The sequence below is a fragment of the Mycobacterium sp. GA-0227b genome, from assembly GCF_001499855.1.
Lineage (GTDB): Bacteria > Actinomycetota > Actinomycetes > Mycobacteriales > Mycobacteriaceae > Mycobacterium.
This window is the reverse complement of record NZ_LQIK01000012.1, coordinates 306,664-331,628: the sequence shown is the minus strand read 5'-3', so window position 1 is coordinate 331,628 and position 24,965 is coordinate 306,664. Positions and strand designations below refer to the sequence as shown.

Sequence of the window (24,965 nt, the reverse complement as noted above, 5' to 3'; positions counted from 1 at the left end):
CCCGTCTTGGCCTTGGCCGCAGGCTTAGGAGAGGTGGGCATCGCGGATCAACTCCTCGTGTTGTGACGCCCGTTCGCGACGGCGAAATCACGGGCGTAACAACGAATATATGCCGATATGACGATGTCTGCGCGGGCTAAGCGGCACCGCCGCGCAAGATCGGCTTCAGCGCGTCGAGCACCGCGGGATCCTCGATCGTCGAGGGGACCGGCTCGTCTCGACCCTCGGCGATGCCCCGCATGGTCTTGCGCAAAATCTTGCCGGAGCGGGTCTTGGGCAACGCCGCTACGACGTCGACGACCTTCAAGCTGGCGACCGCGCCGATGTTCTGCCGTACCGCCTCGACCAGCTCCTCAGCCAACCGGTCGGCCTTGGCGCCGGCCTTGAGTACGACGAAGCCGCGCGGCACCTGGCCCTTGATCTCGTCGCTCACGCCGATGACTGCACACTCGGCGACCGCAGGATGGGCGGCCAGGACGGCCTCGACCGACCCCGTCGACATCCGGTGCCCGGCGACGTTGATCACGTCGTCGGTCCGTCCCATCACGAAGAGGAAGCCGTCCTCGTCGACGTATCCGCCGTCACCGGTGAGGTAGTGGCCGGGATACGCCGACAGGTATGACGCGACGTAACGGTCGTCGGCACCCCACAGCGTCGGCAGGGTCCCCGGCGGCAGCGGCAGCTTGACACAGATCGCCCCCTCCTCGTTCGGCTCGCACTCCGAGCCGTCCGGGCGCAGGATCCGGACGTCGTATCCGGGCATCGCCAGCGCGGCCGAGCCCGGCTTGATGGGTTGCGGCTCAACACCCATCGGGTTGGCGGCGATCGACCATCCGGTCTCGGTCTGCCACCAGTGGTCGACCACCGGAACCCCGAGTTTCTCCGAGGCCCAGTAATAGGTGCCGGGGTCGAGGCGTTCACCGGCCTGGAACAGATACCGCAGCGCCGAGAGGTCGTGCTTGCCGACATGCAGGCCGTCGGGGTCCTCCTTCTTGATGGCGCGGATCGCCGTCGGCGCGGTGAACATGGTCTTCACGCCGTGCTCGGCGGCGACGCGCCAGAACGCGCCGGCGTCCGGCGTGCCAACGGGTTTGCCTTCGTAGAGCACGGTTGTCGCGCCGAGCAGCAGCGGCCCGTAGACGATGTAGGAGTGGCCGACCACCCAGCCGACGTCGGAAGCGGCCCAGAACACGTCGCCGGGATGGGTGTCGTAGATGTTGCGCATGCTCCACAGCAGCGCGACGGCATGTCCCCCGTTGTCGCGGACGATGCCCTTCGGCTTGCCGGTGGTTCCGGAGGTGTAGAGCACATACAGCGGATCGGTGGCGGCGACGGGCACGGGTTCGGCTTTGTCGTCGGTGGCCATCAGTTCATGCCAGTCGTGATCGCGGTTCTCCACCAACTCGCAACGACATTGGTCGCGTTGCAGGATCACGCAACTCACGCTGCTGTGCTCGGCGATCTGCAGCGCCGCGTCGAGCATCGGTTTGTATTCGACGGTCCGCGTCGGCTCCACACCGCACGATGCCGAGACGACCACAGACGGGCGGACGTCGTCGATGCGGGCCGCGAGTTCGTGTGCGGCGAATCCGCCGAACACCACCGAGTGGATCGCACCGAGTCGGGCGCACGCCAGCATCGCGATCGCCGCCTCGGGCACCATCGGCATGTAGATGACGACGCGGTCGCCCTTGCCGACGCCGAGGCGGCGCAGGGCCGCCGCGAAACGTGCTGTCGCATCGAGTAATTCGCGGTATGTGTAGGTTCGCTGCGAACCGGTGACGGGCGAGTCGTAGATCAGCGCGGGCTGGTCGGCGCGGCCTTGTTCGACGTGGCGGTCGAGTGCGTTGGCGCAGGTGTTCAGCTCGCCGTCGGCGAACCAGCGGTAGAACGGCGGATTGGAGTCGTCGAGGACCTGCTTCGGCTCGCGGGTCCACGTGACCGCACGGGCGGCGTCGGCCCAGAATGCTGCTGGATCGGCGATGCTGGCGTCGAACAGAGTTCGGTATCCGGCCATATCGGCACGGTAGCGCGGCGGCAGCCTATAGTCGGCGGTTATGACCGCTGAACCGCCTCCGATCGAAGGAGCGCGACGATCGTTCGTCGACGCCCGCGGTGTGCGCTTCCACGTCACCGAAGCCGGTCCCGCCGACGGGCGTCCCGTCGTGGCGTTGCACGGCTGGCCGCAACATCATTGGGTGTATCGGGATCTGCTGGCCGACCCGCCCGCCGGGCTACGGATCATCGCGCCGGACCTGCCGGGCTACGGCTGGTCGGGGCCCGCGCCGCACCGGTGGGCCAAGGACGACGTCGCCGCCGATGTGCTGGCGCTGCTCGATGCGCTCGGGCTCGACCGGGTGCTGCTGGTCGGCCATGACTGGGGCGCGTTCGTCGGGTACCGCATGGTGCTCGGCGCGCCGGAGCGCTTCGACGGCTATCTGCCGATGAACATGGCGCACCCGTGGGTGAGTCCGAAAGTGCTCGCGCCGCATCTGTGGCGACTCTGGTACCAGGTGCCGCTGGCCACGATCGGTTCCCCGCTGCAGCGGCGCACCGACTTCGTGGCGCGCGTGTTCCGGATCGCGTCCGAACTCGACCCCGAAACCGCGCGCGTCTATGTCGACCGCTTCCGCGATCCCGTCGTTGCCCGCACCGGCCGGGACACCTACCGCACGTTCCTGCTTCGCGAATTGCCCGCCGCGGCCAGGGCGCCCGCCCCGCCGCGGGCCACGGTGCCGATCCGCTGCGTGTTCGGGTCGGGCGATGACGCCGTGCATCCGTCACTCGTCGCGGAGGAGACGGCCAACGCGGAGGACTACACCGTCTCGATGGTCGACGCGAGTCATTTCGTCGTCGACGAGCGACCGGAGGTCGTCCGGGCGGCACTGGTCGCCCTGGCCGAGGAGACTGTCCAGCAGTAGCCTGTAATCCCTTGCGGCACAGTGGTTTCATTAGTCACAAGCCGGGGCGGATCTGTCGGTGGTTCGAACTAGTGTTCGAGTATGTCGGTGGAGCGGATCGGTGAGCGGATCGCGGTGATGAGCCGCGAGTTGACCGGATTGCTGGCCGAATCGTTCGACGCGCTGAGCACCACGGAGCAGCTTGCAGTGGCGGCGCAGTGGGAGACATTGGCGCGGGCGCAGGCGGCGGTGGGGCACCGGTTGGTCGCCGAACTCGAGCGGGCACCGGTCGCAGAACTGGGGGCCGGCAGTGTGGCCAAGGCGTTGGAGGTGCTGTTGCGCATCTCTGCCACCGATGCCAATCGGCGGGTGGGCGAGGCCAAGGAGTTGGCGCCACGGCAGACGATGTCCGGTGAGGTGTTGGAGCCGGTGCTGGCGCACACCGCGACGGCGGTGGAACGTGGGGTGATCGGACCCGAGCACGTGCGAATCATCCGCACGTTCTTCGACAAGAAGATTCCTCGTTCGGTGGGCTTTGACGTGCGCGAGGCCGCTGAGGCGCAGTTGGCCGAGCTGGCGGCCAAGCACACCCCCGAGGAGTTGCGCAGGGCCGCCGACCGGTTGGCTTATCTGCTCGATCAGGACGGAGAGTTCTCCGATGAGCTGCGGACCCGCAAGCGGTGGCTGAAACTTGGTGCGCAGCATAGCGACGGGATGCGCGAGCTGCACGGGCTGCTCGATCCGGCGACGAGTGCGGCGCTGGAGGCCGTTTTCGCCAAGGCCGCCGCCCCGGGAATGAACAACCCCGCAGACGGGAACCCGTGTGTGAACGGCGAACCGGCCGAGGAGGCCGTGTCCTCGGACACCCGCACGGCCGCACAGCGCAACCACGACGCGCTCGGCGCGATGTGCCGCGATCTTTTGGCCTCGGGCCGAATGGGCAGCCATAACGGTTTGCCTGCCACCATGATCATCACCGCCACGCTGCAGGATCTGCAGTCAGCGGCCGGGCACGCTGTCACCGGCGGCGGAACGTTGGTGCCGATGGCTGATGTGATCCGACTGGCCGCGCACGCCTATCCGTATCTGGCGGTGTTCGACAAGCACACCGAAGAACCGCTGTATCTGGGGCGGGGCCGGCGGTTGGCGTCCAAGGCGCAGCGGTTGATGCTCTTTGCTCGCGAGCGTGGGTGCACCCGCCCGGGGTGCACGGCGCCGGCGTATCACTCCCAGGTGCACCATGCCGGCGCGGACTGGGCTGCGGGCGGCCGGACCGACATCACGGAGCTGACGTTGGCGTGCCCGACCGACAACCGGGCGGTCAAGCCCGGTGGGTGGCGCACCCGAAAACGCAAAGACGGCCGCACCGAATGGCTACCACCACCACAGTTGGACACCGGCCAAGCCCGCGTCAACAACTATCACCACCCCCAGCGCTACCTCATCCCCGACGACGGACACGATGACGAAGGCGGCGAGAGTCCCGACGGAGAAGACAACGGAGACGACGACGCCGGCTGACGCCGCGGTATCTTCGCGCGCGTTTGACGGAGACCCCGTCGGGTAGCCCGCCACCATGGCAGCGGGACGACCACTTGCGCTTGTGACGGGCGCCTCGAGCGGTATCGGATTTGAGTTGGCGAAGCTGTTTGCCGACGACGGATACGACGTCGTCGTGGCCGCCGATGACGATGCGATTCACGCTGGCGCCGACAAACTTGCCGCGGGCGGAGCCGAGATCCACGCGGTGCAGGTCGATCTTCGCAACCCCGACGAAGTCGAGCGCCTCTACCGCACTGCCACCGAGAACGGTCGCCGCCTCGAAGCGATCGCGCTGAACGCCGGCATCGGCGGGGCCGGCCCGTTCGTCGACCGGCAGCTCGACGACGACCTTCACATCGTCGACCTCAACGTGCGCTCGACGACGCACCTGGCCAAACTCGTGCTGCGCGACATGGCGAAACGCGGTTCGGGCAAGGTGTTGTTCACCTCTTCTATCGCCTCGACGATGCCCGGCTCGTACCAAACCGTCTACAACGCGTCGAAGTCGTTCGTCCAGTCGTTCGCCGAGGCGCTGCAGGACGAACTGCGCGACACCGGCGTCACCATCACCTCCCTCATGCCGGGCCCCACCGACACCAACTTCTTCCGCCGCGCCGACATGCTGGACACGCTCGTCGGCCGGATGCCCAAAGACGACGCCGCCAAGGTCGCCAAGCAGGGCTACGACGCGCTGATGACCGGCGAGCGCAAAGTCGTTGCCGCCTCACCGCTTTCGAAGGCGATGGGACTGGTGAACCGCGTCCTTCCGGATTCGGTCAAGGCGGCCTCCAACAGGTTGATCTCGAAGTGAGCGTCGCTGCCACCGCCGACGCCGTGGTGATCGGAGCGGGCCACAACGGTCTTGTCGCCGCGGCGATGCTCGCCGACGCGGGATGGGATGTGCTCGTTCTGGAAGCACAGCAGCAACCCGGCGGCGCGGTGAAGAGTGCCGAACTGTTTCCCGGATTCGTCAGCGACCTCTACAGCGCCTTCTATCCGTTGTCCGTGGTGTCGCCGGCGTTGAAAGCGCTGCACCTCGAGGACCACGGGCTGCGGTGGTCGCATTCACCCGGGGTGGTCGGCCACGCGCGTTCGGCCGATGACGACGACGCTCCGGTGATCTGGCGCGACATCGACCGCACTGCCGACGATCTGGATCGGCGCGATCCCGGTGACGGAGCGCGGTGGCGGGAACTGTTCGACCAGTGGTGCCAGATCAAGGAACCGCTCCTGGACACATTGTTCGCGCCGTTTCCGCCCGTACGCGGGGCGGTCGGTCTGCTACGCAAACTCGGCACCGCCGAGGCGTTGCGACTGGCGCATCTGCTGCTGCTACCCGCCGGCGTGATGGGTGAGCACCTGTTCGACGGCGAGGCGGCCCGACTCCTGTTGCTGGGCAATGCGATGCATGCCGACGTGCCGATCGACGCGCCGGGCAGCGGCGTCATGGGCTACATGCTGATCATGATGGCGCAGGACGGCGGCTTCCCGGTTCCGGTCGGCGGCGCGGGACAGCTGGCCGAGGCGCTGGTGCGCCGGGCGCGATCGGCCGGCGCCCACATCGAGTGTGGGCACGAGGTCGACGCGATCGAGGTCCGCGGTCGCCGCGCCGTGTCCGTGCGCACCACAGGCGGTGACACCGTGCGGGTGCGGCGCGCAGTCATCGCCGACACCTCGGCGCCGATGCTGTACCGCCGGCTTCTGCCCGCCGACGCCCTTCCCGACTCGGTGCTGCAGAGCATCGACCGCTTCGTCTGGGACACACCGGTGTTGAAGATCAACTACGCACTGGACGCACCCATCCCGTGGCGGTCGAAGAGCCTGAGCGACGCCGGAACCGTTCACATCGGCGCCGATCACGATGGCCTGATCCGGTGGATGGCCGATCTCAACACGGGGACGGTGCCGCTGCATCCGTTCATGTTGTTCGGGCAGATGACGACGGCCGATCCCAGCCGATCGCCGGAGGGCACCGAAAGCGCTTGGGCGTATACGCATCTGCCGCGCGGCGTCGCCGATAACGCATCGGCCGACCAGCTGTCGGCGGCGGTGGACATGGTGCTGGAGAAGTATGCCCCAGGGTTCGGTGACCATGTCGTCGGCAAGTCGATCCAGCGGCCGTCCGACCTCGAGGCCAGCGACGCCAACCTGTATGCGGGGGCCGTCAACGGCGGCACCTCACAGCTGTTCCAGCAGTTGATTTTCCGGCCGATGCCGGGCTTCGGCGGTGCCGAAACACCGGTGGAGAACGTGTATCTCGGCAGCGCAGGCGCATCGCCGGGCGGGGGAGTGCACGGCGCCTGCGGACGCAACGCGGCGCGCGCGGCGCTGGCCGAGGGGGGACGATTGGGTTGGCCCCGCCGGCAGCTCAACCGCGCGATTTTGTCGTTGATGACGCGGTGAGCGATCTCTCGGGCACCTTCCCCGGCCCGGCCGCGGGGAACCTGCCATCGCCGCGGGCACCGCGGTCAAGCATCGCGAGTGGGGTGCGGGCACGGTCCTCCACACCGTCGCGACGATGCCCTACTGAAGGTGCGGTGAGGTCTGAGCCGACGGCTGTAGCGCGGACACTCGCCGAGTGTCAGGCTGACGCACGTTTTCGTCGCTGCGACGGTCATCAACCAACACTCGACGCGTTGGGTAGCGTGCTCATCGGTGGACGCCCCCATAGCCCAATTGGCAGAGGCAGCGGACTTAAAATCCTCTGAACTGGGCGTTTGTTCTGTTTGTCATTAGCGATGCGTATCTAGAATGTGCGCTTTAGCTGCCGGTACGCGGATGGCTGCGTTGGTTGAGGTATAGGAGGAGCGGACCTGCTGCGGTATCTGCTGCGGTACCAAGTACGTCCGCATGTGAGATTAAGTCGTCGGTCACCACGAACAGGTAGCTAGCCAGCTTGCCGAACTACCCTGATGGGGTCTTCCAGCAGCTGAGGTTCAACCCAGATCTCGTCAATCGTAGGACCGCTTCTATCCCAACCCACGAAGCGGATCAGCTTTGTCGCGGCATCCGTTGAACGGGGTGCGAGCTTCCGCTCCAAGAGTCCGGCGAAACGTCGTTCATGGGTGGAGACGATAAGTTGGCGGCGTGATTGAAGGTGGCGACACAGATCGGCAAACCCTAGGACGTTCACGTCGTCCATTGATTGCACGGGATCATCGAGAAGCAAGAACGGCAGCCCACGCCGGCCCGTGGATAGGCTCATCGCGATGAAGTAGGAAAGCGCAACAATGTTTGCCTGAGATGTTGAGAAGACAAGGAGCGGATCGGCGGAAACACCTTCAACAACATCGCGCACGAGAGGACTGGTTGTGCCACGTCGATAGTAGGTGTCTAGTTCGAACTCGATTGTCTTGAAGGCCGGATGCGGATCCAACCTTTGGAAGATGTTGGCCACAAGGGGTTGCATTGCCCTGACACGCCTTTCGGTTACCTCTACGCGAGCGGTCACGGAATGTTCTGCAAGTGAATGAAGTCGCTGCGACCGTGCAGACTCCTCTTCCAGCAAGGCTTCACTGGTTGCCAACGTCAACTCTAGATTCTTCGCTTCAGCCACGGACCGCTCGACCGCGCCGCTGTCAGCTTGTTGATCAACGGTATTCAGGAACTCAAGGAGCCGCCGTCGGCTCGACTGGAGGTAGTTCAAGACCTCGTCAGAAGTCTGCGCGAATTCATCGAAAGCGGTCGCAGCTGGATGCACTACGAAATCACCGGTTTGCAGCCGTTGAAGAATCGATTGCGCCTCGGTGGCGGCTAACCGAAATTCTTCCCATTGGGCGATTCGAGCCTTAGTCGCCGACAGGGCCGCATGAGAGGCGGCGGCTAGGTCTCTAGCTTTCAGGTGGGTCGCCTGCTGCGATACGAGTTCTTTCTGAAGTGCCACGATGGTGTCGGTACTTTCAGCGCGTCGTCTAAGTTCGGCCTCTACATGCGCCGGATCTATAGGCTGGCCACAGACTGGACAGTCGTGCGTGAGCAACGGAATTGCGAATGCAGCAAGCTGCGCAAGCTCGTTGGCAGCACTTCGCCCGGCGGCTAATCGTCCATTGGTATCGACGACCTGAGCGCCGACGCTTGCCACTTCGTTTTCAGCACGATCGACTTCAGCCTGAATCGCTGTCACATCAGCTTCTGTCGGTTCCTGTTCGAGCGAGGATTGAAGCTCCTGTGCTCGCCGAGAAACGGCACGTAGGCGTTGGATCATATCGATTGCTGTTGCAAACCGGGTTGCCAGTTCGCGAATCTCATCTGGTGCTTCGAGGCTCAGGTTCGAAGGCGGGCCGGTAATCGAAAGAGGAGGGCTACTTAGTAGGGATTGGATCTCCTGACGAATCGCTTCGACCTGTGGCCTGGATTCGAGTCGACTCCGCGCGGCTGCCAGTTTTTCCCTCGTCTGGTTGAGTGACAGCGCAATTCGATCCCGTTCGCCCCTGACCGTTGCCTCTCTTTCGGCAGCCAAACGTGCGATGGATCGGGCCGCTTCTTCAAACTCCTCCAGCTGCCCGAGGCCGAGCACGGTGCTTAGGTGGTGATATCGATCTGCGCCCTTTGCTTCAAGTACGCCTCGCATGACGTCCTGCTGCATTAGGCCGGATGTCTTTAGTGCTGATTCGACGCTGAGGTCGGTTTCGGGTAGTAGCAGTCGGCGAAGGAGATCCTCAGCGTCGAGCCCAAAGATTGCTTCGCTTCCGGGACTTCGCAGTTCAAGTGTGCTGCCTTTGTGGTCCCCGCTTCGTCGTAGCGTGATCGCCTTCGAGTCGACCAGCAACTCGACTTCAACTACCGCTTTGCGGCCGAGTCTGTACTGATTGACAATGTGCTCGACGGAGCGGCGTGCACGCAAATTCTCAAGGCGTTCAATAGATCCGACGAAACACCATTGGAGCGCGTCAAAAAAGCTGGTCTTACCAGTGCCGTTCGGGCCGGTAATGATGACGGCGGAGGCCGACAAATCAAACTCACGGCTATCGCGGAACCCGCGGAAGGCTTCCACTCGGACACGTTGAATTGAAGGCTCAAAGGACGTCATCTAGTGAGGCTCCTTGCTCAAAGGCGCTTGCAGCTCGGTTTGCAAATTCGCGAGGTACACCACGGGTCGCCAACGCGTCTACGAAAGCCGCGAACGGGTCTTGCAGTATTTCGGTAGATGACGCTTCCATGGGCGCCACAAATGGGGCCAGCGCGTGGGCGACGGCCTCGGGGGTCGCGTCAACCCCCGTGTGCGCGATTCGCCGCAGGCGTGCCGTGTCGTAGTTGATTGCGTAGAGGTCTCGGGTCGTGGCGTCGTCCTCAGGAGATCGCTCTTGGGTGAGTAGCACAAGATACGCGTCCCACTTCTTCGGGCCGATCGTGCTCACGTTCAGTCTCTCTGCAAGGCTCGCTTCTGCTATCCCCCCGATGAGGAGTAGCTCCTGGATCGTGTTCACCGCTGCCACTGCAACAACAAAATACGGGTTCTCTGCGAGCACAAGATCGATGCCGCTTGTCAAAGACTCGATACTGTAGCCCTCTTCGGCCAGGACTGACCGTGCGATATGGAGCAATTCGGCGTCCGATGTCGGTGCCGTCTCTGGATACGTCACGAAGCCAATACCTCCTGCGCGAGCAGGATATTGGGTGCGAGTGCGCTTGGACCATCCAAGATGTCCTCAGCGTCAGTCTCGATCAGAACATTACTGGGAAGTCCAGCGTTCACCTTCGACCAGCCGATTCCGCCGGCCACAAGAAATCCTGGAAGATTCTGTTCACCCCGAGAGGCGTGTGCGTGCAACCGGTTCTCCGCCTCCTGCTCGACGCGCCGAGCCGACATACTGCGTGCTGCCACCAGAATCTCGATGGGTCCTTCACATGTTTCGAACACCTGACCGCGCATGACGACCGATTCGGTTCCGGTAAGGCGTCCAAACGCCGTCAGTGCCTCTGCCATGGTGGTCACGTTCACGACAGATAGTCCTTGCTGGGGGTCTATTGCTGCACGCCTTGCCCATTCCAGCAGGGAGAGGGCATCGGTCTTGAGGAGCTCGCCGACAGCAGCCTTGATGTGTGGTGCAACCTCGGGGTCGTCCGCCAATGCTGTTACGTGCCGACCCAGGGACGCATGGATGTAAGCGCCACCGAGCTGCTCCATGAATTCATCGGAGGTTGCAGCGATTCGGTCATCGTCGGAAAGGCCGGGGGCGACTGTCGCCCATTGCGAGGCTTCCCATTTTGTGACGATGCTTGGTGATACGACACGTATGTTCGCAATGTCGCCAACCTCGGCGATTGCTTCCGTGATTCGTTGCTTCACGTACCCCGCAACATCGCCAATCCCCAAGAAGACCACGACCGCGCTGCCCAGTCGAGCATGTGTCTGCTCTCTTGCCCAAGTGGGCGGATCCTGGAGATCTTCGGAGGTCACTAGCAGCGACGAAGGCTCCGAGGCGCAACCATGAACCTTCAGCACGGAAGGAGGCGTCACCCGGTGAAGGGACCGCTCGTCGGTCACCGCCTGAACGCGATCCGGCACCCCGCCGCGTTCAATGCAATCATCCCAATTCGTCGTCAAAACTTCGATGACTCCTTCGAGCAACAACTGGGCGATCACGCGATGCCCGTAGGAGGGCGTTGCCGATCGGAATTCGGCCGATTTGGCTGCCGTCTGACGCAGTGCATCACCGCCGCCGGGTAGGAGAGCCACTGCATCGGCCATCGCGATGAGGTCGTCAGGGTCCACGCCATCAAGAGAAGGAAACGCGGTTAGAAGTTGTGCATGGATGACCCTGGCCAGTGCGGCTCCCAGGGGAAGCCCCGTTGGCTGTGCTGCGCTAGCGCCGGCCCCGGCGTAAATGGCTATACGGTCGCGTGAGGTGGCCCGCGCGGCAAGCGCCATCGCATAGGCAGGAACTCCGGTCGTCATCGGAGACGGTTGGTGTGGCACCTCCGAATGCTACTTACCCGTCAATCGCTGGCCCAGCCCGCCGAGTACGCTGCCTGGCCATCGCAAGTTCTGGTCGTGTAGCCAGAAATTGTCGGACCGCCACGCTCTCGATAGCCGCATGCCCGGACATGAAGGCCGCAGGGGCGCGGTCCGGGCCACGACGTAAGCGCTCGGCGCCTTGGAAGGGGCGCGGGCTCCCCAAGGCGCAACGCCGCGCCGCACCACGCCAGCAGCGAACGAGGGCGTTGGTCGCCGAGCCGCTTGTATATATCGGAGGTGGCTGCTTGACGGTCCCAGCGAGCCGCGACAGGCCCGGGCGTTGCGTACGTCCGTAGTGGTGTCGCTGGAGGAGTTTTCTGACGCTCTCAGTCCTCGCAACCCTCGCATAGTTCCGTCTTACGCCTGGCCTCACTCGGGCGCCCGCGAATTTCGTCCGGCGACAAGCCGCCGATAATACTGGCGCAGGGGTCGTATTCATTCGGGGTGAATACGCCCTCATGCTGATCGGCATGTAGCGCCGGGTATTGCTCTGTTCGCTTCTCACCTCTGCTGGACCAGCACGTGAGGTGCGTCCTTCATGCCTCCTGCGTTGGTCTGACCACGTCGCGGGTTTGTTGCTTTGGTCGGCCACCAGCTGGCTTCGCGTAGGAGTGTGGCGATCGCGGGCACGGTGAGGGTGCGCACGAGGAAGGTGTCGAGCAGCAGTCCGAAGCCGATGATGAGGCCGGCTTGGATCATGATTGCGACTGAGCCGACCATGAGGCCGAACATGCTGGCGGCGAATATCAGGCCAGCGGATGTGATGACGGCTCCGGTGTTCGCCACGGTGCGCAGGACGCCGACGCGGATGTTGGTTCCGGATTCTTCGCGGAGCCGTGAGACGAGCAGCATGTTGTAGTCGGCGCCGACGGCGACGAGGATAATGAATGCGAGTAATGGTACGGGCCAGGCGATTTCATGGCCCAGTCCCCATTGGAAGACCACAACGCCGATGCCGAGCGAGGCGAGGTAGTTCAGCACGACGGTGCCTAAGAGGTAGAGGGGTGCCAGGAGTGCGCGCAGCAGTAGGATCAGGATGACGCCGACGATGATTATGGTGGCGATGGCCAGTTGTGCGAAGTCGGCCCATAGGAGTCGTTGGATATCGGAGTTGACGGCGGGGAAGCCGGCGACGGACACGGTGGCGTCGGCGAGTGACGTGTTGGGTCGTGCGGTGTTGGCGGTGTCGGTGATGCGGCTGGCGAGGTCCATCGCTTCAACGCTGTATGGGTCGTGGCTGCTTTCGATCATGAACCGCGCTGTTTTGCCGTCCGGTGAGAGGAATTGTTCGGCGACGTCGGTGAATTGCCGGTTCTCGAATGCGTTGGCGGGCAGGTAGAAGCCGCTCGAGGAGTCGGAGTCGGCCGCTGCGCGTGAAGAGTTTTGCAGTTGGGTGGCGATCTGGCTCATGCCGGACAGCATTTCGATGTTGCTGTCGACGAGGGTGCGGACGCCGGTGGCGAGTGCTTGGGCGCCGGAGGCCAGCTGTCCGATTCCGTCCTGCAATCGGCGGAGGTTGGTGGCGAGGTCGGCGGGGTCACCGAGGGCTCCGAATGCCTTGTCCAGCGAGGCGACTGCGTTTTGGACGTTGGCGAGGGTGCCACCGACTGTGGCATTGGTGGCGGGATCGTAGCGGTCCCCGAGGTCGGCGATCTGGGTGAAGAATCCGCTGTCGCGCAGAGTGACCAGGATCTTCACCTGGTCGCGGATTTGGGCGCATTGCGGGGTGGTGGCACACCACGGTGAGGTGTTGAGGGCGCCGACGAGTGGGTCGAGCTGGGCGATTGCGTTTTGGGCTTGGTTGGCCAGCGGTCGTAGTCCTGGGCCGGATTGGATGGCTTGGTCGACGGCGGGGGCAGTGGCGGAAAGCTGTTGGAGCAGTGGCCGGAATTGGTTGACCTGAGTTCCTGCGGATTGGGCTTGGGTGAGGATTCCGGCCAGTGGTGTGAGGGCGGTGCGCACGGTGCTGTCGAGTTGGGCGAGGCCGTCGGCGAGCTGGTCGGCGCCGCCGGTGAGTTTGGCGAGGTCGTCTTTGCGTGAGTTGCCCTCGGCGACCGCGCCGGCCATTTTGTCGCCGATCTGGCCGTTCTGCCAGGCCAGTTCTGCTTGGTCGAGGCGCTCTCCGGTGGGGCGGGTGACTCCGGAAACTTTGGTGACGCCGGGGATCTGGGAGACGCGGGAGGCCATCTCGTCGAGGTCGGCCAGTCCTTTCCCGGTCCGCATGTCGGTCGGGTTTTCCACGACGAGGAATTCGCTGATGACGACGTCTTTGCGGAAGTGGCGGTCCAGCAGGTGGTAGCCCTGGTTGCTGGCCGTGGTTTCTGGTTGTCCCTTGCGGTCGTCGTAGCTGATTTTGATGGTTGCAGCGGCTGCCGACAGGGCGAGCAAGATGACCAGGCTGACGATCAGTAGTGGCACGGGACGGCGGACCACGGCGACGGCGACGCTGTTCCAGTAGCGGCGGGTGCGGTCGGGTTTGGGTTCACCGATGCCGCGTTTGGCGGCTAGCGACAGCACGGGTGGCAGCAGGGTGACGGTGGCCAGAAATCCGAACAGCACGGCGATGGCACACGCGGGGCCCAGGGCGGCGAAGACGCTGAGCCGCGCGAAGACCATGGCCAGGAACGCGAGTGCGACGGTGGCGGCGGAGGCGAGGATGACACGCCCGATGCTGGCGGTGGCGTGGATGATGGCCTGATCGGCGGGTACTTGGGCGCGGCGCTGCTCGTGGTATCGGCTGATCAGGAACACGGTGTAGTCGGTTCCGGCGCCGAGCAGGATCGCCGTCATGAAGGCGACGGTGAACTGGGAGACCGGCATGCCCATCTCGCCGAGGGCAGACAGCACGCCGCGCCCGACCGCCAGGCTCAACCCGATTACCAGCAGCGGTAACAGCGCGGTGAACACCGACCGGTAGACGATCAGCAGGATCAGGGCGATCACGCCCGCGGTAGCGATTGAGATCAGCAGCAGGTCGTGCTCGGCCGAGGCGATCATGTCGCTGAAGGTCGCCGGTGGTCCCGTCACTTGCACGGTCGTGGTCGAGCCGGTGAACACCTCCGCGGCGATGTCGCGCACCGCGTTGACGGATTCTGCGGCCGTGGGGTCTCCGAGGGTGCCGGCGACGCCGACGGGCAGGTACCAGGCTTTGCGGTCGACGCTGACCGCCTGGGCTTCGGTAATCGGATCGGCCAGTAGGTCTTGCACCAGCAGGACGTGGTCGCCTTCGGTCTGCAACCGGCTCACGAGTTCGCCGTAGCGCTGCCGTGCAGTCGGAGTCAAGCCATTGGGGTCTTCCATGGCGACAAACACCATGGTTTTCGAGCCTTCTTCGCCGAACGCGGCGCTCATGCGGTCAACCGTCTGCAAGGACGGCGCATCGCGAGGAATGAGGTCCACCGACTGTTGGCGCACCACGGTTTCCAGCTGGGGAAACAGCAGCGCGAGAACCACCGCGGCGCCCAGCCATACCCCGATGACCAGCGCTTTGTGCCGGAGGGTGAATCGGGCTAGCGCTGCCAACCGTTCGCTGTACTCGCGGGTGTCGGCCGGGTCGGGGGATCCGTTGGCGCGCCGACCAGAACGCGTGGCCTGGCTTGGGGAATCTGCAGTGCCGTCGGTCACTAGACCTCCACTGGTAGCGTAGCGATACTGTCGGTATCGCTACGCTACCGCATGTAGTGCACGTGGTGGCGGCCGCTATCGAGTAGGCCCGCGGCCGCGGTCACAGTAGGCAGAGGAATGGTCGAACACTCAGTTGGCTTCTGGAAGCCAAGGCCGACGCTGTTCAGTCGACGACACTGGCCTTGGATGTCGTTCAGGGTCTTGCTGTTGCTGGTCCCCGACGTTGACATCGAATGCACGGACGGCCACGCGTAGCGGGGCCGCGGGCCGCTACCTGTGGGGTCGGGCTTCGGTTGTGGCCGACTGGTCCGTGTTCTGCAGCAGCACGTAATTGCCGAGGCTGCCCAGGAAACCTGCGCAGTGCTGAACGAGTTCATCGGTGGTGAACTCGAGTTCTCCGTCGAGTCGGCGGCGCAAGACTTCGAACAGTCCTCCCACGCCCAAGGTCGAAGCCAAATGGGCCACCCCCACGGCGGAGTCGGCGATATCGAGGTGGAGTCTGGCTTCGCGCAAGACGAGGTCGGTGAAACCTGCCATCAGTTCGCTGCGTAGCTCTCGGAGCAGCGGCTCGGTGGCAGATTCCACGAACAGGATCCGACCCAGCCGAGGGTCGTTGTCGATCATGCTGACCAGCCTGCGGATCGGCGCGTACGCCAGCACCTCCGGTGGCTCGCCGGCATCGGGGATCGCGTCGACTATCACCTCCTGGAAGGTGGCATAGAGCTGCTGGTAGACAGCCCGCAAGAGGGCGTCTCGGCCGGAGAAGTGCTGGTAGAAGTAGCGTGACGTGACGCCTGATTCAGCGCAGACGGCAGTCACAGTGGCGGCGGCAACACCGCGCGTGCCGATCAACTCGGTTGCGGCCTCGATGAGGCGGGTGCGCCGGTTCCGGTGACGCTCCTCGGCGGACATCCCGCTATACACCCGCGCCGAAACCACGTGGATAGCTTGCCATCTAATTCTGACAAGGCTTAGAGTCAGATTGCCAGCGTGCCTTTGACGAACGGGAGAACCACATGAGCGACGATTCGTCCACACGGCCCACCACGCGGGTCGTCCCGAAGCCCCGCCGTGTTCGATTCGACATGCCTGCTGGGACCAGTCGGCAGCACTTCGTCGATGGCGACTTGGTGATGAGCCACTTTGTGTCCACCTTGTCGGCCACGTTCCCCGAAGGCGAAGACTTCTTCATCCGGTCAGTCCGCGAGTACCGGGACCACATCAGCGACGCTGACCTCAAGGAGGCGGTCAAGGGATTCATTGCACAAGAGGCCACGCACCGACACCAGCATCGGCTGCTTAACGATCGGCTCCAAGCGATGGGCTATCCCACCGAGGGGATCGATCGGCATATCAAGAAGTTGGTTGGCCGACTTGAGAAGCGTTTTTCTCCCAAGATGCGCCTGGCTGTGACGGCCGCCCTGGAGCACTACACGGCGACATTCGCCGAAATCATTCTCACCAGCGACGAAGCTCAAGAATTGATCGGCGACACCGAGGTGCGGCCTATTCTGCTCTGGCATGCACTGGAAGAATGCGAGCACAAGGCCGTCGCTTTCGATGTCTATGAGACGGTCGGTGGAAGCGAACGCACCAGGGTCTGGGGGATGCGGATCGCCAGCCTCCTCTTGTTCAGCGAGTTGGTCATCCAGACCACCCGCTCTCTGGCCGGTGACCGTGCCGCCTACAACCCGGTGCGGTTGCTGCGCAGCCTTCGAGCCTTCCGGCATAACCCGCTGTTCAGCTCAGCAGCGATTGAGCGCTTTCGTTCCTACACCCGCGGCGGATTTCATCCCGACGATTGGGACAGCGCAGAAATCCTCGAACGCTGGACCAAGGAACTCTTCAACGCCGATGGTGGCCAACAAGCGCGTAGCAGCGTCTAGCTCGACCAGCGCCCGTCGCGGTCAGAGTCGGCCTTAAGCGAATAAAAGTCTATGGGCTTCGCTCCGCGCGCAGTGAAGTCAAGCCCAGTTCTTTCTAGTGGCCGCTCGATGGTGCTCGATCACGTTGCCACCTACAGGAAGCTCCGGCCGAGGAACTCGGTGACGGCGGAGCTGAAGGCGTCGTTGTCGTCGCCGGCGATCATGTGTCCGGTGCCGGATACGTCGACGGTCTCGGCGTGGGGAACCAGTTGCTGGAACTCGTCGACGGTGGCTTGGGAGACCACATCGGATAACAGGCCCCTTACGAGAAGTGTTGGGGCGCTGACCCGTCGGGCTCCGTCGATCAGCAGGTGGCTGATTGCGTCGAACTGCTCCGTTCCCGTGGTCGATTCGTCGCGGAGGAAGTCGAAGTTGGAGTGAATGAATGCCGGGTCCCACCGCCAGATCCAGCGGCCGTCGTGACGCCGCCGTAGCACCTTGCGCAGGCCGTCGACGTTGGCCGGGCGCGAGCGGTGGGGGTTGTATGCGGCGATCACCTCGGCGGCGTCGGAGAGGGTGCCAAAGCCATCGGGATGTGCGGCCATGAACGTCACTACGCGACGAGCGCCCTGGAATTCAAGCCGCGGGGTGACGTCGACCAGGACGACCGCCGCCCACGACGCCCCGGATGTCAACAGATGCGTGCCGAGCACGGTCATGCCCCCAAGGGATGCACCTACGACGGCAGGGGCGGTATCGGCGCTGAAGTGCTCACGCACGGCGAGCAGATCGGTCGCGAGTCGCTCGAGGTCGTACCTGCCGGCTGGGTCCCAGTCGCTGTCGCCGTGACCGCGGGTGTCGAAGGCGACGACTGTGTATCCGCATGCGTGGAGGCGACGCGCTGAAGTGCTCCACGCGTACCGGTTCTGGCCGCCGCCGTGCAGGAGCAGCACGACGGGACGGGCGTCATCGTGGTCGTAGCAGTCGGCGGCCAGGGTGATCCCGTCCTGGGTTCGGACCCGATGCTGCACGGCGGAGGTCATGACACCTTCCTGGCAAGATCGGAGTCCGCCCGAAGCGTGCGACCGGTTACAAGCACCTTCATTGTGCGTTGCCCGCGGCGTTCACGATCGTGACCGTGCCCTGGGCTGCGCAGACGGCTTTGTCGCCGTTGCTGATGTCGATGCGCGCTACTCCACTGCGCTTGCCCAGTGACACGATGTCGGTGACTGCGACACACACCCCGGTGGACACGGGTCGCAGCAGGTTCAGCTTGAATTCGGTGGTGGCGACCCATGATCCTGCCGGGATGACGGGGTAGAACACGACTCCGAGACAGTGGTCGACCATCGCCGATAGACATCCGCCGTGCAGGGTGCCGAAGGGTGTGAGCAGTTCGGCACGGGTTTCCATCTCTGCCACCAGCCGACCGGCGGCGAGGTCGGTGTGCCGAAAGCTCAGAAACGTCGACAGTCCACCGGCTGTGTTCGCCGATCTGAGCAGCTGGTCGGCGATCTGCTCATCGAAGTGCGCGAATGTCACTGCCACCACCATGCCCCTTTCTCCTGTCCGGTCATGTGTCGATCACCGTTCGAGCCCGCGAATCGTTTGAGCATGTCGCCGAATGCGCCGACGTCGCCGTGCGCGGCGGAGGGCTCGACCTCGACGGCGACGAACCTGGCCGTTGCGGTGAAGCGCACGACGCGTCGTTGAAGAGGGACACGAGCTAGACCGGTGTGGTCCAAGTGATGGGCAGCGATGTGTAGCCCCGGATCGGTCCGGAGCGCAGCCGCCGCGCCGATTCAAGATCGACCTCCCAGTCAGGCACCTTGTCCAACAACGCATCCAGAGCGATGCGGGCCTCCATCCGCGCCAGCGCCGCACCCAGACAGAAGTGGATGCCGCGGCCGAAGGCGACCTGGTGCTCACTGGTGCGCTCGATGTCGAACACGTCCGGATCGGGGAAGGCACGCTCGTCGCGGTTGGCCGACCCGAACAACAGCAGCACCTTCTCACCTTGACGCATCGTCGTGTCGTGAAGGGTGACGTCGCGGGTAAGGGTTCGTGAAAGTCCCTGTGCCGGTGAGTCGTAGCGCAGCAACTCCTCGACTGCCGGCCCCAACAGTGTTCGATCGGCGGCCAGGCGTCGGCGGGTTTGCCGATGCTGGGCCAGCACGACCGCGGAGTTCCCCAGCAGATTGGTGGTGGTCTCGTAGCCCGCGACGAGCAGCAGCGCGCAGAAGCCGAGGACTTCCTCGTCGGTCAGTCCGATCCCGTCGACTGTGGCGTTGGCCAACGCCGACATCAGGTCCTCGCGGGGGTTTTTGCGGCGGTCGGCGAGGAAGTCGGTGAAGTAGGCGTAGATCGCGGCGGCGGCGGTCAGTGCGTCGGTGGTTTGTCCGTGGTTGACGTCGACCTGGACCAGTTGGCTCGACCACAATCGGAACTGATCACGATCGGTGGCGGGGACGCCTAGCAGATCGGCGATCACCGCGGCGGGCAGGATCGCGGCGAAGTCGGTCACGAAGTCCGCCGATCCGGAGCCCTCCTCGAGGCGCTCGAACAACTCCGCGGCCATCTGTGTGATGGCGCCCTGCAGCCCGGCCACCCGCCGGGGAGTGAACGCCCGGCTGACCAGGGCACGCAACTGGTCGTGGCGCGGAGGGTCCATGACGATCATCATCGGCAGGAACGAGCCGATGAAGTCTGATCCCGGCGGGGTGGGGAAGATGCCGTCCACCGAGGAGCACGTGCTGTGATCCAGTGCTGCGGCCTGGACGTCGGCGTGCCGGCTCAACACCCAGGTGTGGGATTCCTCGGCGCGGTACACCGGAGCCGTGTCACGCAGCGATCGGTACGTCGGATAGGGGTCGTTGAGGATTGAGGCGTCGAACGGGTCGTAACGAATCTGCACCGAGACCACCAAGACCTCCGACCACCTAAGTAACGACGGTTTAGACTCGCAGTCTAAACCGGCCGAACGGGACAGGGGGGCAATGCGCAAGATTCCACGTCAGATCTCTGACCGGCTTCCCGCCGCGGCGGACTTGTTCGCCGAGAAGGGGCTCAACGACTCCAAGATCGAAGACGTCGCCGCGGTGACCGGTGTGCCGAAAGCGACGCTGTACTACTACTTCGCCGGCAAAGAGGACATCCTTGCCTTCCTGCTCGAAGACCTCCTCAAGGACATCTCCGATGCCGTGACCGCGATCGTGCACACCGACGGCACCGGTGCCGAACGCCTCGAACTCGTCATCCGCGCACAACTGCGGGCAATAGCGCAGCGGCCAGCGGTATGCCGTGCACTCATCGGCGAACTGGGACGAGCGGCCCGCATGCCAGCCATCGCCGAGATGATCAACACCGCCTACCAACAACCCGTCGAAACTCTGCTCAACGAAGGGGCCCGCGACGGATCCCTCGTCGCGCAGCCCGATGCACGATCGACGTCCATTGCGCTGTTCGGCGCGGTCACCATCAATGCACTCATGTACCTGGTCACCGGAAACCACCTCGACGAGACGGTTGTCGCCGGCACGCTCAGCGCCGTCATGTTCGACGGCCTGCGCCCGCGCACAGGAGACCAGTCATGAGCACCTACGGCCTGTCGGTTCTCGGCGCGGATCTGAAGTCACTGGCCCAAACCGCACAGGCCGCCGATGCGGCCGGGTTCGACGCCGTATGGGCCTCGGAGTTCTACTCCCGGTCCGGATCGATCTCCATGGCCGCGATGGCCAACAGCACACAGAACTGCCGGATCGGTTCCTCCATTCTCTACGGCGTCGGCCGAAGCCCCTTGGTGCTGGCCACCGAGGCGCGTGACCTCGACGAACTATCCAACCGACGACTGGTACTCGGCATCGGCAACGGCACCAAACGGATGATGAGCGACTGGCACGGCGTGCCCGACACCTCCGCACCCGCGCTGCGGATGGAAGAACTCGTGATGCTGCTGCGCCGGATATGGAACCTTCATGAAGGCCCGATCCATCACGAGGGCCGTTTCTACAGGATGAATCTCACCCCGACCGGCGACGTGGTACCACCCAGCCGGCCGATCCCGATCGTCACTGCCGGTGTTCGGCCCCGGATGTGCGAGGCGGCCGGGCGGGTGGCCGACGGCCTGGCCGGACATCCCCTGTTCACCACCACCTACGTCGAGGAGATCGTCCGGCCCGCCATCGCCCGGGGTGCCGCGCACACCGGCCGCGACCCCAATGACGTGGAAATCATTTCCATGGTGATGTGCGCCATCCACGACGACGCCGAGGTTGCCAGGCGCGAACTGGCGCAGCAGATTGCGTTCTACTCCTCGGTCAAATCCTACGAGACGGTACTCGATGTGAACGGATTCGCCAGCGAAGGCCGAACCATCCGGGAAGCATTCCCCCAGCGCGATTTCCCGGCGATGTTCGCCGCGGTGTCCGAGAAGATGATCGACACCATGGGCGTCGCCGGGACGGCACACGAAGTCCGTGAACAACTGAGACGCTACGACGGCGTCCTCGACCACATCATGCTGTATTCACCATCGGTCGGCATCGCTGCGGAACGCGTGCAGCAAAACGTCGACAGCATCATCGGGGAATGCTCGCCCGCCTCGATGTCGCGAGGGCGGTCCGGTCCACGTTCAACCTGATCCACGCATTGCCGCCCACGTCGACCCGTCGCCGCGTCCGCGGCCGCATCAGTGGCTCTGCCGCGCCGACCCCGCCGATGATTGCGTGGCGCTGTTGACGATGTTGGCGTCGTCGGTGTCGGGGAGGTCATGGCGGACCACGCGAACCCGTCCTTGAGGTAGGCAGGCCATGTAGCCGTGGCGCATGCCGTAGAGCTCCCACGCTGTCTGTTCAGTGTCGGGATCGACATCGATGCGATGTCCGCGCGAGAAGCTCAGGTGTAGTCCTCCATCGTCGCTAGAACAGGCCTGGGTGCACACTGCGCCGGCGAGGTTCAGCAGTGGGCGTTCGTGGGTCGCGATCCTGAGGGGGTCAATGCGCACCGCCTCGATGGGGTAGGTGTCGACGGCCGGAAGGGTCAATAGCAGGGGGCAGGAAATGACGATTTCGTTGTAGTCATCGAAATCCAGAACCAGGCCGCCATGCAGCGAGAGGCGTTGTACGACAAGGTTTTCGATCCATTGGGTGTACATGGCAGTCTCTTTTCGACGCATCGTTGAGCCGTATCCCCAAAGAGTACGCTAAGTAGCGCTGCGATACCAGTAGTATCGTTATCGGTTGGCGGTGGGCCGAGCAGCGTTGGTCACGACGCGCCTGGTGGCTCGGTCAATGCGGTCGCGGGTGTCGGCGGCTGTCGCGCGGTCGCCGCTGAAGGCCACGAGGTTGGCCAACCAGATGTCGGAGATGACCCCAGCGACGTGCAGATCGGCGGGGGTGGGTTCGCCGCCCCTGAGCGTGCGGGCTAGCAGGATCTGGATCTCATCGGCCGCGCGGTCGAGTTCCGCGGCGGCGCGGGTGTCTGCGACGGCGAAGGCCCGTGTCATGGCCGTCGTCAGCCATGGGTCGCGCTGCCAGCGGTCATGCAGATGTGCGGTGAGCCGTTCGAGCCGTTCCAGCGGTGTGCCCTCACCACCCGCCCAGTCGCCGGCCGAGTCGAGTCGACGGAACTCGCGCGTCAGCGCTGCTACCAGCAAGTGGGTTTTCGCCGGGAAATAGCGGTAAAGCGTGCCGACGGCGATGCCGACCCGCTCGGCAACCGTCCGCATCTGAACCGCCTCGTAACCACCCGCCGCGGCCACGGCCAAAGCTGCATCCAGAATCGTTTCCCGGCGCCGTGCGGAGGCGCGCGAACGCGACGCGTTAGCGGCCGGCCTCTCTGCAGCGACCGAGGTCGCTTCCAAAGGTCGGGTTGTGCCGCGGCTGCGCAGCTGAGGGGAAGTCATGACGGCTCCGGGTCAAGACCGCCGCCGCGCGAGAACTGCTCCAGAAGATCGCCGAAAGCGTTGACATCGCCGTGTGCGGCGAAGTGCTTACGGCTGACGACAATGAACACTGCACTGGCGGTGAAGCGGGTGATCCCACGCTCACCAGTGCCTGTCGCCGTGACGTGCAGCGCCCGTCCTTCACGAGAGGCGATGTGGGCAGTAATCCGGTGTGGCTGATGCAGCTGCACCGGCCGCAGATACTCCACCGTCAGGCTGCGAGTCACCGCCGGGGTGCCGGCGACCCACAATGTGAAGCCCAAGACGTCATCGCACGCGGCCGCCACGGCTCCGCCATGGGCCAGGCCTGGAGCCCCGATGTGGCGCTCGTCGAAAGTCACATCGGAGTACACCGCGTCGCCGCTGCGGTGCACCACCAAACGCAGTCCGTGGGGATTGTCCGGGCCGCAACCCATGCACGTCGTTGTGTGCGAAGGTAACCGCTCCGGCAGCGATGCGCTTCCGGGCACCATCACGCTCCAATACTGTCAGTTTCGCTTCGATACCGTTAGTACCACACTGCTAGACTGCCAGGACAGCATCGCGTGAAAATCGATCGCCCGAGGTGAGTGAGTGAGCAACAGTCAGTCAGCGCCAGTCCCTGACGACGACGTGGACCCGCGGCGCATCCGGTCACGCACCCGGCTGCTGGATGCTGCGGCAACGCTACTGAGCACCGGTGGGGTGGAAGCGGTCACTATCGATGCCGTCACCAAAGCATCCAAAGTGGCCCGAACCACGCTGTACCGCCACTTCCACAGTTCGTCGCATCTGCTCGCAGCCACGTTCGAACGCCTACTTCCGCAAGTGACCACTCCGGCACCGACCAGCGGACCCCTCCGTGAGCAGCTGATCGAACTGCTCAGCCGCCAAGCCGCACTCTTCAACGACGCACCGCTGCATGTCACGACACTCGCGTGGCTCTCATTGGGGCCCGCCGGCTCCAATAACGAAGCTGATGACCGCCATACATCGGGGGCGTTACGGGCTCGAGTCGTTGACCAGTACCGTGAACCGTTTGACGCCATACTCACCAGCCCGAGAGCACAAGCCGAACTTGACGGCTTCGACCGGGAACTGGCGCTCTGCCAACTCATCGGACCACTCGCCTTCGCCCGAATGACTGGGATTCGCACCATCACCCACAATGACTGCGCGAACATCGTCGATGACTTTCTAGCCGCACACCGCAAGACCGACAGCGACGCCAAAGAGTCGAAGATCGCAACCAAGCAGACGGGCCGCCCCACGCGCTTAGCTCGCTAGGCAGAACGAAATCACAGCGTCCAGCCGGCTGGTATTCGGGCTCTTTTCGCCTTCTCGCAAATCGCGTCGGCGATGGCATCGAAGGACCGTTCGGCGCCATCATCGGCGAGGCCGTGCGCGCAGATTCCATGGGCATCCGCGTGACGATTCGTGCCGGCAAAGTGAGTGCACCACCCTAGTGTTCGGACCGCCGTTTCCCGCGTTGAGAACTCTTCCCCCTACGTCCGTGAGGTGTCTCGCGGGCAACTCCTCCCATCCGCGGTCTCGCACTGCTTGGGGCGCGGGGTGTCCGCGCCGCGGATCTTTACCCGAATATCGTCCGTCGTTAAGTGATCGTGCTGGCCCCGGAGTGCAAGAGGTGTGTGCCTGTCTGGCCGTTGCCGCTTGGCCGTGCGTGAAGGCGGCAACACGCCCTTGGAAACGGCACGTCGGGATCACGTGCGGTTGAGTAGCCCTCGGGGAGCCTGTCGGTGGCTCGCTTTACTTTGGGCGAATATGGCTGTGGTGGTGGCCGCCGACAGGAGCGGGGTCCTATCGTTCGGCCGTGGATAGGAAAACGCGTACCGACAATGCCGACGCCGAACGGGAGTTGGCCAATATGGCCGATGGCGTGATCCTCACACGTGCACTGGCTGGCGTTGCCGAGGTGCAAGTGTGGAAGCTCGAGACTCTCTCGGCGGCTGGCGATGACATCGATGACCATGAGCGCGTTGAGGCTTCGGCGGAACTCACCATGTCTCTGTGCACGTACAGCAAGCAGGTGAAGCAGATGGTTGATTCCGGACAATCGTTGGCCGACATCGCCCACCTAACGGGCCTGAAAGTCGATGAGCTTCGGCTGGCTGTGTCGTACGCGCCTTGACCGGTGG

The 24,965-nt window shown here is 64.2% G+C and carries 22 protein-coding genes; 9 read left to right on the top strand and 13 right to left on the bottom strand.

Annotated elements, in window-relative coordinates; translation table 11 throughout:
* Window positions 1-136: 136 nt before the first annotated feature.
* Complete coding sequence (locus AU185_RS12030; RefSeq protein WP_059098034.1) at window positions 137-2,017, bottom strand: propionyl-CoA synthetase; 1,881 nt, start codon at window positions 2,015-2,017, stop codon at window positions 137-139.
* Between the two features lie 40 nt (window positions 2,018-2,057).
* Between AU185_RS12030 and AU185_RS12025 the strand changes: the two genes are divergently transcribed.
* The 4 genes from AU185_RS12025 to AU185_RS12010 all read left to right on the top strand — a co-directional run bounded on the left by AU185_RS12025 (window position 2,058) and on the right by AU185_RS12010 (window position 6,845).
* On the top strand, window positions 2,058-2,921 hold the full coding sequence (locus AU185_RS12025) for an alpha/beta fold hydrolase (RefSeq protein WP_059098033.1): 864 nt from the start codon (window positions 2,058-2,060) through the stop codon (window positions 2,919-2,921).
* A gap of 81 nt (window positions 2,922-3,002) precedes the next feature.
* A complete protein-coding gene (locus AU185_RS12020) occupies window positions 3,003-4,421 on the top strand; it encodes an HNH endonuclease signature motif containing protein (protein WP_059098032.1) in 1,419 nt (472 codons plus the stop codon).
* A gap of 55 nt (window positions 4,422-4,476) precedes the next feature.
* Entirely contained in the window at window positions 4,477-5,253 is a 777-nt protein-coding gene (locus AU185_RS12015) for an SDR family NAD(P)-dependent oxidoreductase (protein WP_059098031.1), read from the top strand.
* Entirely contained in the window at window positions 5,250-6,845 is a 1,596-nt protein-coding gene (locus AU185_RS12010) for a phytoene desaturase family protein (RefSeq protein ID WP_059098030.1), read from the top strand. The genes AU185_RS12015 and AU185_RS12010 overlap by 4 nt, the downstream gene beginning before the upstream one ends.
* Window positions 6,846-7,329: 484 nt before the next feature.
* Here AU185_RS12010 and AU185_RS24685 read toward each other — a convergent pair whose 3' ends face one another.
* The 5 genes from AU185_RS24685 to AU185_RS11985 form a co-directional block, all read right to left on the bottom strand.
* Complete coding sequence (locus AU185_RS24685) at window positions 7,330-9,471, bottom strand: AAA family ATPase (RefSeq protein WP_082683854.1); 2,142 nt, start codon at window positions 9,469-9,471, stop codon at window positions 7,330-7,332.
* Complete coding sequence (locus AU185_RS12000; protein ID WP_059098028.1) at window positions 9,458-10,024, bottom strand: hypothetical protein; 567 nt, start codon at window positions 10,022-10,024, stop codon at window positions 9,458-9,460. Before AU185_RS12000 ends, AU185_RS24685 begins: the two co-directional genes overlap by 14 nt.
* Window positions 10,021-11,157, bottom strand: a complete 1,137-nt coding sequence (locus tag AU185_RS11995) for an SIR2 family protein (protein ID WP_059098027.1) — start codon at window positions 11,155-11,157, stop codon at window positions 10,021-10,023. Before AU185_RS11995 ends, AU185_RS12000 begins: the two co-directional genes overlap by 4 nt.
* Before the next feature lie 744 nt (window positions 11,158-11,901).
* A complete protein-coding gene (locus AU185_RS11990; protein ID WP_059098026.1) occupies window positions 11,902-15,024 on the bottom strand; it encodes an MMPL/RND family transporter in 3,123 nt (1,040 codons plus the stop codon).
* 270 nt (window positions 15,025-15,294) lie between these two features.
* On the bottom strand, window positions 15,295-15,936 hold the full coding sequence (locus AU185_RS11985) for a TetR/AcrR family transcriptional regulator (protein WP_011777634.1): 642 nt from the start codon (window positions 15,934-15,936) through the stop codon (window positions 15,295-15,297).
* A 104-nt stretch (window positions 15,937-16,040) separates the two neighbouring features.
* On the opposite strand from AU185_RS11985, the gene AU185_RS11980 reads away from it, so the two are divergent.
* Window positions 16,041-16,910, top strand: coding sequence for a metal-dependent hydrolase (locus AU185_RS11980; protein WP_059098025.1), 870 nt, complete (start codon window positions 16,041-16,043; stop codon window positions 16,908-16,910).
* A 131-nt stretch (window positions 16,911-17,041) separates the two neighbouring features.
* Here AU185_RS11980 and AU185_RS11975 read toward each other — a convergent pair whose 3' ends face one another.
* From AU185_RS11975 to AU185_RS11965, 4 genes are read right to left on the bottom strand one after another with little or no spacing between them, the layout of a single operon-like run.
* Window positions 17,042-17,932 carry an alpha/beta fold hydrolase gene (locus tag AU185_RS11975; protein ID WP_059098024.1) on the bottom strand — a complete coding sequence of 297 codons (891 nt, stop codon included), beginning with the start codon at window positions 17,930-17,932 and terminating at the stop codon, window positions 17,042-17,044.
* 58 nt (window positions 17,933-17,990) lie between these two features.
* Window positions 17,991-18,443, bottom strand: coding sequence for a PaaI family thioesterase (locus tag AU185_RS11970; protein WP_059098023.1), 453 nt, complete (start codon window positions 18,441-18,443; stop codon window positions 17,991-17,993).
* A complete protein-coding gene (locus AU185_RS25125; protein WP_156425487.1) occupies window positions 18,428-18,589 on the bottom strand; it encodes a hypothetical protein in 162 nt (53 codons plus the stop codon). Before AU185_RS25125 ends, AU185_RS11970 begins: the two co-directional genes overlap by 16 nt.
* Before the next feature lie 26 nt (window positions 18,590-18,615).
* Entirely contained in the window at window positions 18,616-19,812 is a 1,197-nt protein-coding gene (locus tag AU185_RS11965) for a cytochrome P450 (protein ID WP_059098022.1), read from the bottom strand.
* Window positions 19,813-19,885: 73 nt separating this feature from the next.
* On the opposite strand from AU185_RS11965, the gene AU185_RS11960 reads away from it, so the two are divergent.
* Both AU185_RS11960 and AU185_RS11955 read left to right on the top strand, forming a co-directional pair.
* Window positions 19,886-20,482, top strand: coding sequence for a TetR/AcrR family transcriptional regulator (locus AU185_RS11960; RefSeq protein WP_059098021.1), 597 nt, complete (start codon window positions 19,886-19,888; stop codon window positions 20,480-20,482).
* Window positions 20,479-21,528 carry an LLM class flavin-dependent oxidoreductase gene (locus tag AU185_RS11955; RefSeq protein WP_059098020.1) on the top strand — a complete coding sequence of 350 codons (1,050 nt, stop codon included), beginning with the start codon at window positions 20,479-20,481 and terminating at the stop codon, window positions 21,526-21,528. The genes AU185_RS11960 and AU185_RS11955 overlap by 4 nt, the downstream gene beginning before the upstream one ends.
* 48 nt (window positions 21,529-21,576) lie before the next feature.
* Here the strand turns inward: AU185_RS11955 and AU185_RS11950 are convergent, their stop codons facing one another.
* The 3 genes from AU185_RS11950 to AU185_RS11940 form a co-directional block, all read right to left on the bottom strand.
* Window positions 21,577-22,041, bottom strand: a complete 465-nt coding sequence (locus tag AU185_RS11950; protein ID WP_059098019.1) for a DUF6188 family protein — start codon at window positions 22,039-22,041, stop codon at window positions 21,577-21,579.
* Between the two features lie 78 nt (window positions 22,042-22,119).
* The gene (locus AU185_RS11945) at window positions 22,120-22,791 is read right to left on the bottom strand and encodes a TetR family transcriptional regulator (protein ID WP_059098018.1); all 672 of its coding nucleotides are present in this window, start codon (window positions 22,789-22,791) and stop codon (window positions 22,120-22,122) included.
* Window positions 22,788-23,303, bottom strand: coding sequence for a PaaI family thioesterase (locus tag AU185_RS11940; protein ID WP_156425501.1), 516 nt, complete (start codon window positions 23,301-23,303; stop codon window positions 22,788-22,790). Before AU185_RS11940 ends, AU185_RS11945 begins: the two co-directional genes overlap by 4 nt.
* A 100-nt stretch (window positions 23,304-23,403) precedes the next feature.
* Between AU185_RS11940 and AU185_RS11935 the strand changes: the two genes are divergently transcribed.
* Window positions 23,404-24,096 carry a TetR/AcrR family transcriptional regulator gene (locus tag AU185_RS11935; protein WP_059098017.1) on the top strand — a complete coding sequence of 231 codons (693 nt, stop codon included), beginning with the start codon at window positions 23,404-23,406 and terminating at the stop codon, window positions 24,094-24,096.
* Window positions 24,097-24,640: 544 nt separating this feature from the next.
* Complete coding sequence (locus tag AU185_RS11930) at window positions 24,641-24,958, top strand: hypothetical protein (RefSeq protein ID WP_059098016.1); 318 nt, start codon at window positions 24,641-24,643, stop codon at window positions 24,956-24,958.
* Window positions 24,959-24,965: the final 7 nt, after the last annotated feature.

Excerpts from the sequence above, each read along its gene's own strand:
- AU185_RS24685 (WP_082683854.1), bottom strand. The coding sequence starts at position 9,471 with ATGACGTCCTTTGAGCCTTCAATTCAACGTGTCCGAGTGGAAGCCTTC.
- AU185_RS11970 (WP_059098023.1), bottom strand. The coding sequence starts at position 18,443 with ATGGTGGTGGCAGTGACATTCGCGCACTTCGATGAGCAGATCGCCGAC.
- AU185_RS11960 (WP_059098021.1), top strand. The coding sequence starts at position 19,886 with ATGCGCAAGATTCCACGTCAGATCTCTGACCGGCTTCCCGCCGCGGCG.
- AU185_RS11985 (WP_011777634.1), bottom strand. The coding sequence starts at position 15,936 with ATGTCCGCCGAGGAGCGTCACCGGAACCGGCGCACCCGCCTCATCGAG.
- AU185_RS12025 (WP_059098033.1), top strand. The coding sequence starts at position 2,058 with ATGACCGCTGAACCGCCTCCGATCGAAGGAGCGCGACGATCGTTCGTC.
- AU185_RS12015 (WP_059098031.1), top strand. The coding sequence starts at position 4,477 with ATGGCAGCGGGACGACCACTTGCGCTTGTGACGGGCGCCTCGAGCGGT.
- AU185_RS11950 (WP_059098019.1), bottom strand. The coding sequence starts at position 22,041 with ATGTACACCCAATGGATCGAAAACCTTGTCGTACAACGCCTCTCGCTG.
- AU185_RS11940 (WP_156425501.1), bottom strand. The coding sequence starts at position 23,303 with ATGGTGCCCGGAAGCGCATCGCTGCCGGAGCGGTTACCTTCGCACACA.
- AU185_RS11980 (WP_059098025.1), top strand. The coding sequence starts at position 16,041 with ATGAGCGACGATTCGTCCACACGGCCCACCACGCGGGTCGTCCCGAAG.
- AU185_RS12020 (WP_059098032.1), top strand. The coding sequence starts at position 3,003 with ATGTCGGTGGAGCGGATCGGTGAGCGGATCGCGGTGATGAGCCGCGAG.
- AU185_RS11955 (WP_059098020.1), top strand. The coding sequence starts at position 20,479 with ATGAGCACCTACGGCCTGTCGGTTCTCGGCGCGGATCTGAAGTCACTG.
- AU185_RS11945 (WP_059098018.1), bottom strand. The coding sequence starts at position 22,791 with ATGACTTCCCCTCAGCTGCGCAGCCGCGGCACAACCCGACCTTTGGAA.
- AU185_RS12030 (WP_059098034.1), bottom strand. The coding sequence starts at position 2,017 with ATGGCCGGATACCGAACTCTGTTCGACGCCAGCATCGCCGATCCAGCA.
- AU185_RS11975 (WP_059098024.1), bottom strand. The coding sequence starts at position 17,932 with ATGACCTCCGCCGTGCAGCATCGGGTCCGAACCCAGGACGGGATCACC.